Genomic DNA, 15867 nt, shown 5'->3' on the forward strand with positions numbered 1-15867 from the left:
ATTAAAATTTAAGATTAAGACCAAATAGAATAGTACGCTGTCTAGGATAAATGGTTTTATCGACGCCATTATTAGTAATCTCAGGGTCTAAACCACTGTATTTTGTCAAGACAAAAACATTTTGAACTCCTGTAAACATTCTCAAACTAGTGCTTTCGTTCATTATTTTTCTAAAAGTATAGCCTAAGGTTACGTTATCCATTTTCAGGTAGGAAGCATTTTCGATATAAATATCAGACAACAATACATTTGAAGTGGTTTGGAAATTTGTATCTAAAATAGAAGAAGGAACATTGCTTAAAATTCCACCATTTTCCATCGCCTCATATTGCGCTCTAGAAGCGTCTACTGCGTTGAAAATTCGGTTTCCTATACTCGCTCTTAAGTTGAAAGAGAAATCAATGTCTTTGTAATTCATTGTAGAAGCAAAGCCTAAGGTCACATCTGGATCTGGGTTGTTATAGATGTAGCGGTCTGAATCATTTTTGATGTTATCTCCATTCAAATCAGCAAAAGCACCTTCAATAGCTTTTCCGTTGGTATCATACAATTGTTTGTACACATAAAAAGAATACGGCGTATATCCTTCTCTAAAAATCTGACCTGGTGTTCCCGTTCCTGCAATGTTATCGCCTACATAAATATCTGTTCCGTACACTAAATCTTTGATTCTTCGCTCGAATTTACTTGCATTAAAATTGACATTCCAATTGAAATTTTCTGTTTTAATCGGACTAGCGTTCAAGGTAAACTCAATTCCTTTGGTTGTGAATGAACCTACGTTTTGGTACACACGGTTAGAGAAATTACTTCCGTCAGAGATAGCCGCATTTACCAATAAATCTTTGGCTTCTTTATAAAACACATCTACCGCACCCGTGATTACATTGTTGAATACCCCAAAATCAAGACCCGCGTTGTACGAAACGGTTTCCTCCCATTTTAAGTTTTTGGTACGTTTGCTTGGCAAAGCAATTGGAAAATAAGCATTACCAAATTGGTATTGTGAATTACCTCCACCTAAATCGTATTTCTCTAAATAACCATTTGGATCAGGAATATCTTGTTGTCCAGTAATACCATAGCTCAAACGCAATTTCAAATCGGAAACCACATTACTGTCTTTAAAGAAATCTTCTTTTACTTTCCAAGCAAAAGCAGCAGAAGGGAAATTCCCCCAACGGCTTTCTTTTTCAAATCGAGAAGAACCGTCACGACGATAAGACAAGGTCAATAAATATTTGTTTTTGAAATTAATGTTGGATCTTCCAAAAAAGCCTAACAGTACGACATCCGTATTCAAAGTAGTTTCAGGGAAAGTCGAGGGTAGATCTGGGTTTAAGATGTTACCGGTATCGAATCGATTGGATTCGAATTTTTGATACGAATGTCCGCCTGTTAGTTCAACATTAAAATCATTAAAAGTCTTATTATACACAAAATAGGCATCGATCAACTTATTTCTTCTTGTAGATTCAGAGTACTCATCTGTTCCGAAAGGAATATTATTATTGGATGGGGCCGAACCAGCATTGGCACTTACCAAACGACGTCTTTCTCCATTCGATTCATCAAAACCAAGATTCACCACAGCTCTCAATGAAGGCAAAAAGTGAAATTTATAATCGATTTCAAAATTCCCAAAAAGTCTATTGCTCTTTCCACGATCATTCGTTTGAAGCAACTGCGCTACAGGGTTTCTTGCTGCAATAGCAATTAACGGATAATTTCCGTTGGCATCTACACCAGAAGTATACTCAAAAAACCCACCATAAGGAGCACCTTCAACACGAATGGGTTGTGTAGGATCAAAACCAATAGCGGCACCTTCAACTGCATCTGTAAAACGGTTTCTTTCATTGGCATAATTAGCAGAAAGTTTCACCTTTAAATGATTTTCAAAAAAAGACGGGTTCATAACCAAACCTACCGTATTTCTTTTGAACTCATTGGTAATACGCAACCCTTGTTGATCGGTATTTCCTAAAGTTAAACTTGTTGGAATCACACCGAAAAGACTTCCTCTAACCGCTAGATTTTGATCTACTAAACCAGTATTGCGGTAAATTGCCTCTTGCCAGTTGGTATTGGCTGTGCCTAATTTATCTAAATCTTGTGGACGTACTTGAGCGATGGTATTTCTAAAAGCTGTTGGGCTCAATACATCAACGGTATTAACCAACTCACCTGCACCAAACTGCACATTGTAGTCTACAGAAAGGGTTTTGCTTCCCTTTTTAGTCGTGATAATAATTACCCCGTTTGATGCACGTGAACCGTAAATAGCAGTTGCCGAAGCATCTTTCAAAACCGTCATCGACTCAACTGTACTTGGATTCAAAGAAGCCAAAAATGAAGCTGAACCCGTGTTGGTCGTGTTTTCAAGAGGCAAACCATCAATAACAATCAATGGGTCATTACTTGCAAATAACGAACTTCCCCCTCTAATTCTAATTTCGGATAAAGAACCAGGTGCTCCTGATGAATTGATAGACAAACCTGCTACTCTACCAGTAAGCATATTTTCGGTAGAAACGTTTACCCCTTTGTTAAAATCTTTGGTAGCCAAAGTAGTTACAGAACCTGTAGCATCTTTTCTTTTTACAGAACCATATCCTACTTGCACTACTACCTCCTTAAGTTCATTGTCTTGTTCTTGCAAAAGAACAGTAAGCGAACTTTGTCCAGAATAAATCACGGTTTGTGATTTAAAACCCACAAACGACACTACGATTTGATCTCCTTTACTCACACTAGACAGCTGAAAAGCTCCAGAAAAATCAGTAGACGTACTAACTTTAGAACCCTTAACAACTAGATTGGCTCCAGGAATTGGTTGTTTGGTTGTATTATCAACCACCGTTCCAGACAATTTGTTTTGTGCCTGAACAAAAAACGGAACAAGGAGCAGTAAAAAGAACAATCTGAAATGCATTGTTTTCAAACTTTTTGTTTTCATTAAATTGATTTGTTAGTTATTATTTTTTTGAATATTCCAAAAAAGCAACAGAACCGTTTCTGAATCAAAAAATTAGTTTATCCTAGTTTTGGTTGCTAAAAAATGATAATCCTAATTTTTTATGTTTTTTGTAACAAAAACGTTTTATTTTTCTATTTTTTTTGTGAAATATTAAAATCCAAAATTATACGAAGGATTATGTTTTACATACCAGTACCTACCAGTTTTTTTGTATATTGCGAAAAATAAATTACCAACCTATGAAATACATCACTGTCCAAAACAACCAAGGCGTACCCAAATACAAACAAATAATTCAATCGATTGAGAAAGCCATCGAATCGGAAAAATTAGTCAAAGGAGATCAACTGCCTTCGGTAAATAAAGTGTGTTTAGCACACGATTTGTCTCGAGACACTGTACTACAAGCTTATGATGAATTAAAGAAGCGAGGCATTGTATTTGCTATACCTGGCAAAGGTTATTACATAAAAAGTGTGGAAATAAATATCAAACAAAAAATATTTTTACTCTTTGACGAATTGAATATTTTCAAGGAAGATTTGTACAATTCATTTTTAGAAAATATCGGAAAAAACGTTCAGGTTGACATTTTTTTTCATCATTTTAATTTTCAATTTTTTCAAAAAGTCATCGCAGAAAATAATGGCAACTACACCAAATATATTATTATGCCCACCGCTTTTGAAGAAGCGCATACCACAATAAAAAACCTACCAGTAAATGATGTCTATATATTAGATCAAACCAATTCTGATTTATTTTCCTACCCTTCAATTCATCAAAACTTTATTCAAAACATTTATGATGGCCTTTTGGAAGGAAAATCTAGATTGGATAAGTACAAAAAGCTCATTATCATCTTCCCGGGATTTAGAGAACCGCTGGGTATGAAAATCGGCTTTTTAAACTTTTGCAAGGACTTTGGATTTGAGGATGAAGTAATTACAGAGTTCAAACACCGAAGCATCACGCCTGGTGAAGTCTACGTCATTCCAAGTGATCGCGATTTGGTAAGGGTAATTGAAAAGGCAAAATCACAACAGCTTACTATAGGTCAAGACTACGGAATCATTTCGTATAATGAAACGCCACTAAAGAAAATTGTCGAAAACGGCATTACGACCATCTCCACTGATTTTGAACAAATGGGTAAAATTTTAGCAGAAATGATTTTGAAAGGGCGAAAGGAACAAATAGAAAACACATGTAAATTGCTATTGAGAAGTTCGCTTTAGAATAAACCAAAAGAATTGAATTTTTAAGGAAAGGATCTTACTTGTTTTGGTCCTTTTTCTTTTTTATCAAATTACGATTTTTAAAGCAACCATATTATCATATCCGTATAAAAACTAATAAAAAAATATAAATATAATTTCCTTGGTTATGTGAATTAAATTTGCTTCATTTGTAAATGTATTTTTTACACTTATTATTAAACGCAACGAAACAAGTCCTTTAGAATATTCTATATAAAAACTGTCGTTGAAAAAAGACACGTAATTTAATATCATTTACTATGAATCATAATATTGAAAAAAAAGCTGCCGATAACATTCGAGCACTAGCGATAGCAATGGTCGAAAAGGCCAAATCAGGTCATCCAGGAGGAGCTATGGGTGGAGCCGATTTTTTGCACGTCTTATATACAGAATATATAAAGTTTGACCCTAGCGATATGGAATGGATCTTTAGAGATCGCTTTTTTATGGATGCAGGTCATCTTTCCGCTTTATTATATGCACAATACTATTTACTAGGCCACTACGAAAAATCGGATTTGGAAAATTTTAGACAATGGAAATCTGTTACACCTGGTCATCCAGAAGTTGATGTAAAAAGAGGCATAGAAAACACCTCTGGACCACTAGGACAAGGACACGTTATGGGAATTGGAGCCGCCATTGCCGCAAAATTCCTAGCAGCACGATTTACAGGCCTTTTTGATCATAAAATTTACGGTTTCATTACTGATGGTGGCATACAAGAGGAAATTTCACAGGGCGCAGGAAGAATTGCTGGACACTTAGGCCTGAATAATTTCATTATGTTCTATGATTCTAATAATGTTCAACTGTCGTCTATGACTGATGAAGTTACAACAGAAGATACCGCCAAAAAATATGAAGCCTGGGGATGGAATGTACTAACAATCGATGCACATAATTATATCGAAATCAAAAAAGCACTAGACTTTGCCAATGCTCAAACCGAAAAACCTACACTGATTATTGGTAACACCATTATGGGGAAAGGTTGTGTAACAGCCCAAGGTGAAATGTATGAAGGAGAATGCGAACTGCACGGAAAACCAATTGGTGCAACCAAAGCCGATTTTACCAAAACATTACTAAATCTTGGAGCCAATCCCGAAGATCCTTTTGCAAAATTCGAAGCCGTAGACGCTTACTACCAAACCGTCCTTGCCGAAAAAAGACAAGAAGCCGCTACAAAAAAAGAAGCCTATAAAAATTGGGAAAACCAAAACCCTGCTTTGGCTCAAAAACTTAACGCATTCTTTTCGGGAAAAACACCTGAACTCGATTTTGGCAGTATCATTCAAAAAAACAATGCAGCTACTAGAGACGCCTCGGCAGCAGTACTGAGTTATTTAGCAGAAAAGGTAGAAAACATGATTGTATCCTCAGCCGATTTATCCAACAGTGATAAAACGGATGGCTTTTTGAAAAAAACAACTGTACTGCAAAAAAACAATTTCAAAGGTGCCTTTTTACAAGCTGGAGTAGCCGAATTAACAATGGCTGCTATCGCAAATGGTATGGCTTTGCATGGAGGTGTGATTCCAGTAGTAGCAACTTTTTTTGTGTTTTCCGATTATATGAAACCTGCCATTCGACTATCGGCTATTCAAGAACTACCTGTAAAATATGTTTGGACTCACGATTCCTTTAGGGTTGGTGAAGATGGACCAACCCATCAACCTATCGAACAAGAAGCTCAGATACGATTAGTTGAAAAAATAAAAAACCATTCAGGTCGTCAAAGTTTTCTAGCCTTACGTCCTGCAGATGCTATAGAAACATCAGTAGCTTGGGAAATGGCGATGCAAAACACCACTAGCCCAACTGGATTAATTTTATCACGACAAGAAATTAGCAGTATTCCAACCCAAGGCGACTCATACGCAGCAGCAAGTCAAGCAAAAAAAGGAGGCTATTTGGTAAAAAAGGTAAGCCAACCCGATATAACATTGGTTGCAAATGGTTCAGAAGTAGCAACTCTACTAGACGCCGCTACTATTCTTGAAAAAGAGACTGCTCTTAAAATCAATGTAGCCTCAGTCATTTCTGAAGGACTTTTTAGAAACCAATCCATCGAATATCAAGAAAGCATTCTTCCAAGCAATCAATTAACTTTTGGATTAACCGCTGGTCTTCCCGTAAATCTTCAAGCATTGGTCGGATCAAGAGGAAAAGTCTTTGGTTTAGAACACTTTGGCTATTCGGCTCCTGCCCAAGTATTGGACGAGAAATTCGGGTTCACAAGCCAAAATATTGCTAACGAAATCAAAAACTATTTATCAGAACAAAATTATTCAACTCAAAAATAAAGATTATGAAATTTTTTATTGATACTGCCAATCTAAAAGATATTAAAGAAGCCAACGATCTTGGCATTTTAGATGGGGTAACCACTAATCCATCATTGATGGCCAAAGAAGGAATTACAGGAGCGGAAAACATCTTGGCTCACTATGTAAAAATTTGTGAATTAGTAGATGGCGATGTAAGTGCCGAAGTTATTGCCACAGATTTTGAAGGCATGGTTGCCGAAGGCGAAAAGTTAGCCGCTTTGCATCCTCAAATAGTAGTAAAAATTCCGATGATCAAAGAAGGAATCAAAGCTATAAAATACTTTACAAATAAAGGAATAAAGACCAATTGCACCTTGGTCTTCTCTGCAGGACAAGCTCTGTTAGCGGCAAAAGCTGGTGCAACGTACGTTTCTCCTTTCATAGGACGCTTAGATGATGTCTCTACAGACGGTATGACTTTAATTGAAGATATCCGATTAATTTATGACAACTACGGCTTTGAAACTCAAATTTTAGCAGCCTCCGTTCGCAACGTAATGCACATTGTAAATTGTGCAAAAACAGGAGCCGATGTAATTACAGGACCATTGAGTGCCATTGAGGGATTATTAAAACACCCCTTAACCGACATTGGACTAGCTACCTTTTTGGCTGATTATCAAAAAGGCAATAGCTAAACTAGAAAATATAGAAGTTTAATTTTTGGTTTTAATTGAAAAAGCCCTGACGTTTTTTTTGTCAGGGCTTTTTTTATAGATTAAGAACAAAATCATTCAGGAGTTTTTCTTCATACTTTTCTTTATCAAAACGATACAAGTAAGAACCTTTTCGTGAAGATTGCATGTCTTTTTCATCCAGTTTTATCAATATATCAAGCGAATTAATTTTACTTATAAAATTACGCTTATCGAGTTCTTTACTCAAAATCGCTTCATACAATTCTAACAATTGTCGCATCGTAAACTTTTCTGGCAAAAGTTCAAAACCTATAGGTTTTATCGAAGTTCGATAACGCAATCTTCGGATGGCATTACGCAACATTTTGTCGTGGTCAAAAATTAATTTTGGAGCTTCGGCCATGCTAAACCATTGAGCATGATAATTTTTAATCAACTCTTTGTTATGATTTTCTATATTGATCAAAGCATAATACGATACAGAAATTGTTCGCTCAACAGGATCACGGTCAATTTCGCTGTAAGCGTACAATTGCTCCATATAAATATCATTCAGTCCTGTATAAGTATTCAAAATACGGATGGCCGCTGAATCCAAAACCTCATCATTTTTTAAAAATCCCCCTATCAAAGACCACTTCCCTTTCTCAGGTTCAAAGTCTCTTTTGATCAAAAGTATCTTTAACCCTTCGGCATCAAAACCAAAAATGATACAATCTACTGCTACTAAAATTTTATCGGTATCACTATACTTGTTGAGCATAATTCTTTTTTTTGGTAAATATATAAACTTCTATTTGTTTTTAGTGAAATAATTAATGTCAAAAAAACACTTATTATTTTGTCTTTTGTAAATTCTACCTACTTCTGAAAGCTAAAATCATAATTATGAAGCTTTTTATAAGTACCTAAGTTGTAAAATTAAATAAAATAATTAAGAAATACCTTATAATAAATAGATTTTAAAAGGCTTTGGAAACGAAATTTCGAAAACGTTATAGCTTTTTTTAAAAAAATTACGAAAACGATTTTCGTAAAAGAAAAACAGCTTTTTATTAAAAAGTGTATATTTTACACAAATAATTAATTAAAAAAGACACTTTTTTAAAACAAACTTCAAAAGGAAATCTTAAATAAGTACGCAAAATTAAAAAATCTGTTTTTTTATCAACTTTTTTTTGTCAAATATATTTGTTTACAACAATTTTTTTTAATTATATTTACAAATGTAAAAATAACACTTATTAAACAAACTAATTAATTTAACCCAATATGATAACAAACCAAAGATTGTTTTTTTTCAACAATTCATTATTGTTAAAAAAAGAATGGCTAGTGGCGTTACTAATCATACTGTTCTCTTCTTATACAGTATCTGCGCAACAGCTTAATGAAATAAAGGGAATCGTAACGTCTGGCACAGACAACCTCCCTTTGGTAGGAGTGAATGTAGCCTTGAAGGGTGCAAAAGGAGTAACTTCTACCGGTTTTGACGGAGAGTTTACCATCAAAGCCTCTTCTAATGACGTATTAGTATTCTCATTTGTAGGATTTAAAAACCAAGAGGTACAAGTAGGATCAAATACGTATTTGAAAGTAACGCTAAGAGAAGATGTAAATTCTCTTAACGAAGTAGTAGTGGTAGGCTACGGAACACAAAAGAAATCCGATTTAACCGGTGCGGTGAGTGTTGTAAAAATGGAAGATGCCAAAAAAACCGTTACTTATGATGTTGCTAAGATGATGCAAGGTCAAGTAGCTGGTGTTACAGTACAATCTTCTGGAGAACCTGGAGGTTTTGTAAACATCAAAATTCGTGGTATCAATTCTTTTAGCAACAACAATCCGTTATTTGTAATAGACGGTATGATCGTAGACAGTCCTTATGATTTTGCTACTGGCGAGATCGAGTCAATGCAAGTATTAAAAGACGCTTCATCTGCTGCTATCTACGGAGTTAGAGGAGCCAATGGTGTAGTAATTATTACAACCAAAAAAGGAAAACTAGGCAAACTCGACATTAAATACAAATCATTAATAGGTTTTCAAAATGTAGCCAAAAAATGGTCATTGACAGATCGATTAGGATACCAAAAAGTTACAAGCGCAGCGGAAGTAAATGCGGGATTAACAATAGCACCAGGTAATGATCCTAATAGCGCCTCTTATATTAATAACGTAAATACAAACTGGCAAGATGCCGCTTTTGGAACAGGAATCATCGAAAATCACTCATTAACCTTTAATGGTGGTGCCGAAAGTTTAGGATACAACTTGAATGTTGATTATTTCAAAAACAAAGGATATGTAAACACACCGCAAGATTATACTAGATATTCTACTACTTTGAATTTACACGGCAAAAAAGGAAACTTCAAATACGGATCAAAAATTGCCTTTACACAATCTGACAAAGAAAACTTTAATGAATACAACGGTGGTCAAACGCCTATCTCAGATTTATTAGGAGCGGTACCTACTATGCCAGTTCGTGATCCAAATCGTCTAGGAGGTTATGGTGGTACTGATAACCTAACCCAAAGAGCAATTTCGATGAACGTAATTGGATACAATAGTCTTATTACAAACAACAGCAAACGTAACCGTTTTGTAGGTGACATTTGGGGAGAATATGAAATCATCAAAGGATTGAAATACAAAATTGATGCAAGTTTTGATATCTTAAATTGGCAAAACAGAAAATTCGTTCCACCAAGTGATTTAGGATGGTATTATATTACCACAAATGACGAAGCTTCATTAGACGTTTCTACAGGAAGCCAAACTAGAACTTTCTTAAACAACTTATTAACGTATAACGTTGATATCAATAAACATAAAATAGATGCTTTGGCAGGATGGGTTCAAGAACGCAATGATAATTACAACCACTGGTCAAGAGGTGTTGGCTATTTACCAGGAGAAATCAGTCACTTAGAATATGCTGATGCAACAAGTGCTGGAGAATATGAAAATACAGTAACCAATATTTCATACTTAAGCAGATTGAACTATGCTTATGACGATCGTTATTTGTTAACCGTAAACTTCAGACAAGATAAAACCTCTTTGTTTAGTGAAGAAAACAACACCGGTAACTTTTACTCTTTCTCTGCTGGATGGAAAATTAGCAACGAGAAATTCCTAAAATTACCAGAATGGGTAAGCAATATCAAACTAAGAGGTGGTTATGGAATCTTAGGAAACAACACCATCGGCCCTTATGCCTATTCACCAACAATTAACGCGTTTGCAGGCTATAACTTCAACAATGAATTGGCGCCTGGAACAACAGTAGTTAGTGCCATTGACCCAAATGTTCATTGGGAAGAAACCAAAACAACCAACGTGGCACTTGAATTAGGATTTTTAGACAATGCCCTTCAGTTTACAGCAGAATATTACGAGAAAAAATCAACAGATTTATTGATTGGCGTACCACTACCTTTCTCTACAGGAGCTTTCCCTGCAAGCGTAGTTACAAATGCTGGAGCAGTAAAAAATAATGGTTTAGAATTTACAGCTTCATACAACAATAATAAAAATGAATTTAAGTATACTATTTCAGCGAACTTAGGTACAATGAAAAACAAAGTATTACAAATTGGTTTAGACGGAAATCCAATTTATGGAGCAGCGTCAAAAACAGAAGTAGGTCGTTCTATTGGTGAAATTTATGCTTACCAAACTGTAGGAATTTTTAAAGATGCTGCTGATATAGCTGCTTCACCAACGCAAGTAAATGCTGCACCTGGAGATGTAAAATTCAAAGATGTAAACGGAGACGGAATGATTTCTGACTTAGATAGAACTTATCAAGGCGTTACCATTCCAAAATATAGTTATGGTTTGAACTTTAGTGCTTCATACAAAAATTGGGATCTGTCTATGTTCTGGCAAGGTGCTGGTGGACATAAAGTGTTCAATGCAATGTATCGCAACCTAATGGTAGGACAATATGGAAACCATCATACTGATATGTTGAATTATTGGACACCAACAAATACCAATACTAATGTACCAAGACCAGTAATTGGTGATCCTAATGCCAACTCAAGAGACTCTAATAGATTTATCGAAAAAGGAGATTATATCAAATTACAAACCATGCAAATTGGTTATCAAATTCCTTTAGAAGGCATTAAATTCATTCAAAAAGCAAAAATATTTGCCAACGGACAAAACTTATTGATCTTAAGTAAATACAAAGGGTACGATCCTGATTTTAATAGTAACGATGGATTATTTTCAAGAGGTTATGACGCAGGTTCCTTCCCAAATCCTAGAACCGTTTCATTAGGAATTGAAGTTGAGTTTTAATATTAGCTAACCCATAAAAAATATAAAAATGAAATATAAAATATATAATTATCTAACAGTCTTCTTTACACTATCTGTAGTGATGACCAGCTGTGTAGACAATGAAGATTTATTACAAGTAGATCCAAACGTAGAGACATCAGGCTCTTTCTGGAAAACAGATCAGGATGCTATTGAAGGAATTAATGCCGCTTATAGTAGCTTATTAACAGATGGAACTTACATGAGAAGTACTCCACTTTTATTAGACCTGAAAGGTGATGATACCCGCAGTAACAGCCCATGGGATGCAATGTACAATGTAGGTCGCTTCAATTCTAATGTTTCTAATGCAGCGATCTACGGATGGGCTTATGAAACCTACTATCAAGGAATTTATAGAGCCAATCAAGTCATCAAAAATGTACCAAACATAGACATGGCCGATAAAGGTTTAAAAGACAGAGTACTTGGACAAGCGTACTTTTTGAGAGGATTGTATTTATTTCACGCAGTAAATATGTTCAAAAATGTACCAGTTCCAACGGATATTGCCACTTTTTATCCTCAAAAAACACAAGCAGATGGTTGGGCACAAGTAATTGCTGATTTTAAACAAGCTGCAGATTTACTACCTGTAACATATAACAATGTTACTGGATTAGACGCAGGTGAAAAAGGACGTGCCACCAAAGGTGCTGCACTTGGCTATTTAGGAAAAGCATATCTATTTACTAAAGATTTTAACAATGCTAAAACTGCTTTCAAACAAGTAATCGATTTGGGAGTATATGCATTAGTTAGCAACTATCGTGATAACTTTACAACTACCAATGAAAACAATTCTGAGTCGCTTTTTGAAGTACAATTTAGCAGAGAAGCTGGTGGTGTAGATTTAGGTTGGGGCGGTGCTCCTGCCTCTGGATGGGGAAAAACATCGGCCAGAGCTATTACTTATGGACCAAGAGCTTTCGGATGGACAGACGTACAACCTACTTGGGCTTTGTATAATGATTATCAAATAGAGAAAACAACATCTGGAGCTGTAGATCCACGTTTAGACGCAACGATGTTTTACAACAAACCGGGAGGTATGCAATTATACGGTCAAGATTTTGCTACTTTTTACAGCAAAAGTCCAGCAGATTTGAACGACTTATTTTGCAGAAAATACCAAAATTCTGATGGACAATTTGCCAACGAATATGACTGGAGATCTGGAATCAACGAGCGTCTTTTGCGCTATGCCGATGTATTGTTGATGTACGCCGAGTGTTTGAACGAAACAGGGGATACACCTGGGGCTTACACTTACATTCAAATGGTTAGATCACGCGTTGGACTTCCTAATTTAGCAACTACAAAACCAGGTATGACCCAAGCACAAATGAGAGATCAAATCGCTCATGAACGCTTCTTAGAATTCCCTCTTGAAGGCCACCGATTTGATGACATTCGTAGATGGGGTTGGCTACAAGACCCAGCAAAACTTGCTTGGTTAAAATCTAGAGATGCTGAGTTTAACACTTACACTTCTGGTAGAGAGTACTTCCCAATTCCACAATTAGAAATGGACAACAATCCTGGAACCCTACAAAATGATGGTTACTAGTATATACGTATAATTTTGAGTTAGTTGAGTTTTGAAAATCATATGGTAACAATGACCGTTACCATATGATTTTATACCTTTAAATAAATTCCAAACAAACTGTTACAAACAAAATAAGGAGCCATATGAAAAAAGTAAACAAAATTGCATTCATTATCCTATTTGGATTTTTAGTAACCAATTGCCAAAACGAAGAAATAAATTCACCAACATCCCAAAGTGAAGCCATTGTACCAAATCCAAAAGCACCAAATCAAAACCTAACAGCCAAAACAGTTAGCGGAACGGTGCCCTCACACGACCCAAGTACCATCGTAAAAAGCGGGGTAAATTATTATGTGTTTACTACAGGAGACAACATTCCTATGACCTACTCTACCAATTTAACCAATTGGACATGGGGAACTTCTGTTTTTACGAGTACTCCAAGTTGGATTACAAGCTATGTTCCAGGATTTACCAAAACTTTTTGGGCTCCCGATGTTGCTTGGTTTAATAACCGTTGGAACATGTACTATTCGTGCTCTACATTTGGTTCAGCCACTTCAGCAATCGGATTAGTAACAGCGCCTTCTATTTCACAAAGTGCTGGAACAAAATGGACCGATAGAGGTATGGTGGTTGCTTCTTCCTCTTCTTCGGATGTCAATGCAATAGATCCATCGATTTTAGTAGATGGTTCAAATGTGTATATGGCTTATGGTTCATGGCATGCGGGTATTGGAGTGATTCAAATTAATCCTTCGACAGGTAAAACAACTGGTAGCAGAACAATTGTTGCAGGAGGAAACGGTGCCAGCTGGGAAGCTCCTTGCTTAATCAAAGAAGGAAGTTATTATTATTTATTTGTAAATAGAGGTTCATGCTGTAACGGAGTAAACAGCACTTACTACATTGTTGTAGGCCGTTCTACGAGTCCATTTGGCCCATTTGTTGACAAAAATGGAGTCTCTTTAAAAAACGGAGGCGGCACTACTGTTTTAGCCACTCAAGGCAATTATATTGGCCCAGGTCATTTGTCTAGAATTGTTGGAACTCAAAAAGGCTCAGTTCATTATTACGATGGTGCAGACAGCGGAAATCCAAAACTTGAAATTGTTTATTTTACTTGGTCAGGAGGTTGGCCAACACTTTCTTATTAAATTCAGAAGAAACCCAAAGCCTCCATTCTTCATAAAGCCTATTACCATGAAAAAATCATTAGTACTACTTTTTGCCCTTACCCTATCTAGTTCCTTTGTTTTGGCACAAAATAAAGTGACTGTCGTTACATTACAAAACACCAAAGAATCACCTACAATTAGCAAACACATTTATGGTCATTTTGCAGAGCACCTAGGACGATCCATTTATGGTGGTTTTTTTGTTGGCGACACGTCCAAAATACCAAATACTAACGGAGTTAGAAATGATATTATAAAAGCCTTAAAAGAACTTCAAATTCCAAATTTAAGATGGCCTGGCGGTTGTTTTGCTGATACCTACCACTGGAAAGATGGTATTGGTCCAAAAGAACAAAGACCTACCATTGTTAATAAATGGTGGGGAGGCACTACCGAAGACAATAGCTTTGGAACTCACGATTTCCTCAACCTATGTGAAGCACTTGGAGCAGAACCCTATCTTTCTGGTAATGTAGGAAGTGGTACTGTCCAAGAATTAGCAGATTGGGTACAATACACCAACTTTAGCGGAAAAAGCCCGATGAGTGATTTGCGTCAAAAAAATGGTAGAACAGCCCCTTGGAAAGTTAAATTTTGGGGAATAGGTAATGAAGCATGGGGTTGTGGTGGTAATATGACCGCTGAATATTATGCAGGTGAATATAGAAAGTATGCCACCTTTATGTCTGATTGGGAAAATACTGGAGGCATTACACGTATTGCCTCTGGCTCCAATAGTGCCGATTATAATTGGACTGAAGTTTTAATGAAAAACATCCCACTGAATATGCTTGGCGGAGTAGGTGTTCATCACTATGCAGTAATCGATTGGAATAAAAAAGGAGACGGTGTTGATTTTACAGAAAATCAATATTTCCAAACCATGAAATCGGCACTAAAAATGGAAGAATTAGTGACCAAACATGGCGCTATTATGGACAAATACGATCCTGAGAAAAAAGTAGCCATTATGGTTGATGAGTGGGGAGCTTGGTACGAGGTAGAAAAAGGAACCAATCCTGGATTCTTGTACCAACAAAACACAATGCGAGATGCTGTTTTAGCTGGAGCTACCCTTAATATTTTTAACAATCATGCCGATAGAGTACGTATGGCCAACTTAGCCCAATGTGTCAATGTATTACAAGCTGTGATCCTAACAGATAAGGCCAAAATGATTTTAACGCCTACCTATCACGTAATGAAAATGTATAGCGTACACCAAGAAGCTAAATTGATACCTGTAACATTTCAATCACCAAACTATACTTTCAATGGAGAATCCCTTCCTGCAGTATCCGTATCGGCTTCAAAAAACAACAACGGTACTATTCATATTTCGCTAGTAAATCTAGACACTAAGAACAAAAATACCATTGAAATTGCAGTAAATGAACTTGGAGTAAAAAACTTCACAGGAACGATACTAAGCTCCGCTAAATTACAAGACTATAACAGTTTTGATACTCCAAATAAAATTACTACCAATACATTCAAAGGGTTCGAAAACAAAAATGGAAAACTTCAAATCACCATTCCTCCATTCGCTGTAGTGGTTTTAGAAGGAAAATAAAAGCTGA

The 15867-nt window shown here is 36.0% G+C and carries 9 protein-coding genes; 7 read left to right on the plus strand and 2 right to left on the minus strand.

The features are described from left to right. Position 1: 1 nt before the first annotated feature. The gene (locus FLAVO9AF_RS11185) at positions 2 to 2959 is read right to left on the minus strand and encodes a SusC/RagA family TonB-linked outer membrane protein (protein WP_236552314.1); all 2958 of its coding nucleotides are present in this window, start codon (positions 2957 to 2959) and stop codon (positions 2 to 4) included. Between the two features lie 260 nt (positions 2960 to 3219). Between FLAVO9AF_RS11185 and FLAVO9AF_RS11190 the strand changes: the two genes are divergently transcribed. The 3 genes from FLAVO9AF_RS11190 (at position 3220) to fsa (ending at position 7213) form a co-directional block, all read left to right on the plus strand. Continuing rightward, positions 3220 to 4218, plus strand: coding sequence for a GntR family transcriptional regulator (locus FLAVO9AF_RS11190; protein WP_159688521.1), 999 nt, complete (start codon positions 3220 to 3222; stop codon positions 4216 to 4218). Between the two features lie 281 nt (positions 4219 to 4499). Continuing rightward, positions 4500 to 6551 carry a transketolase gene (locus tag FLAVO9AF_RS11195; protein WP_159688524.1) on the plus strand — a complete coding sequence of 684 codons (2052 nt, stop codon included), beginning with the start codon at positions 4500 to 4502 and terminating at the stop codon, positions 6549 to 6551. 5 nt (positions 6552 to 6556) lie between these two features. Next, positions 6557 to 7213 carry a fructose-6-phosphate aldolase gene (gene fsa, locus FLAVO9AF_RS11200; RefSeq protein ID WP_159688527.1) on the plus strand — a complete coding sequence of 219 codons (657 nt, stop codon included), beginning with the start codon at positions 6557 to 6559 and terminating at the stop codon, positions 7211 to 7213. Positions 7214 to 7286: 73 nt separating this feature from the next. On the opposite strand, the gene FLAVO9AF_RS11205 is transcribed toward fsa, so the two are convergent. After that, complete coding sequence (locus tag FLAVO9AF_RS11205; protein WP_159688530.1) at positions 7287 to 7976, minus strand: NUDIX domain-containing protein; 690 nt, start codon at positions 7974 to 7976, stop codon at positions 7287 to 7289. Positions 7977 to 8485: 509 nt separating this feature from the next. Between FLAVO9AF_RS11205 and FLAVO9AF_RS11210 the strand changes: the two genes are divergently transcribed. From FLAVO9AF_RS11210 to FLAVO9AF_RS11225, 4 genes are all read left to right on the plus strand, one after another. Continuing rightward, complete coding sequence (locus FLAVO9AF_RS11210; RefSeq protein WP_159688532.1) at positions 8486 to 11533, plus strand: TonB-dependent receptor; 3048 nt, start codon at positions 8486 to 8488, stop codon at positions 11531 to 11533. A gap of 28 nt (positions 11534 to 11561) precedes the next feature. Beyond that, positions 11562 to 13124, plus strand: coding sequence for a RagB/SusD family nutrient uptake outer membrane protein (locus FLAVO9AF_RS11215; RefSeq protein ID WP_159688535.1), 1563 nt, complete (start codon positions 11562 to 11564; stop codon positions 13122 to 13124). A gap of 125 nt (positions 13125 to 13249) precedes the next feature. Continuing rightward, positions 13250 to 14266 (plus strand): arabinan endo-1,5-alpha-L-arabinosidase, encoded by a 1017-nt coding sequence (locus tag FLAVO9AF_RS11220; protein WP_159688538.1) that lies wholly within the window; start codon positions 13250 to 13252, stop codon positions 14264 to 14266. Between the two features lie 46 nt (positions 14267 to 14312). Continuing rightward, entirely contained in the window at positions 14313 to 15860 is a 1548-nt protein-coding gene (locus FLAVO9AF_RS11225) for an alpha-N-arabinofuranosidase (protein WP_159688540.1), read from the plus strand. The last annotated feature ends 7 nt before the right edge of the window (positions 15861 to 15867 follow it).

Origin of the sequence: Flavobacterium sp. 9R, assembly GCF_902506345.1 — a bacterium.
GTDB lineage: Bacteria > Bacteroidota > Bacteroidia > Flavobacteriales > Flavobacteriaceae > Flavobacterium.

Bases quoted from the DNA above. Each gene is read 5' to 3' on its own strand.
- FLAVO9AF_RS11185 (WP_236552314.1), bottom strand. From the start codon at position 2,959: ATGAAAACAAAAAGTTTGAAAACAATGCATTTCAGATTGTTCTTTTTA.
- FLAVO9AF_RS11190 (WP_159688521.1), top strand. From the start codon at position 3,220: ATGAAATACATCACTGTCCAAAACAACCAAGGCGTACCCAAATACAAA.
- FLAVO9AF_RS11195 (WP_159688524.1), top strand. From the start codon at position 4,500: ATGAATCATAATATTGAAAAAAAAGCTGCCGATAACATTCGAGCACTA.
- fsa (WP_159688527.1), top strand. From the start codon at position 6,557: ATGAAATTTTTTATTGATACTGCCAATCTAAAAGATATTAAAGAAGCC.
- FLAVO9AF_RS11205 (WP_159688530.1), bottom strand. From the start codon at position 7,976: ATGCTCAACAAGTATAGTGATACCGATAAAATTTTAGTAGCAGTAGAT.
- FLAVO9AF_RS11210 (WP_159688532.1), top strand. From the start codon at position 8,486: ATGATAACAAACCAAAGATTGTTTTTTTTCAACAATTCATTATTGTTA.
- FLAVO9AF_RS11215 (WP_159688535.1), top strand. From the start codon at position 11,562: ATGAAATATAAAATATATAATTATCTAACAGTCTTCTTTACACTATCT.
- FLAVO9AF_RS11220 (WP_159688538.1), top strand. From the start codon at position 13,250: ATGAAAAAAGTAAACAAAATTGCATTCATTATCCTATTTGGATTTTTA.
- FLAVO9AF_RS11225 (WP_159688540.1), top strand. From the start codon at position 14,313: ATGAAAAAATCATTAGTACTACTTTTTGCCCTTACCCTATCTAGTTCC.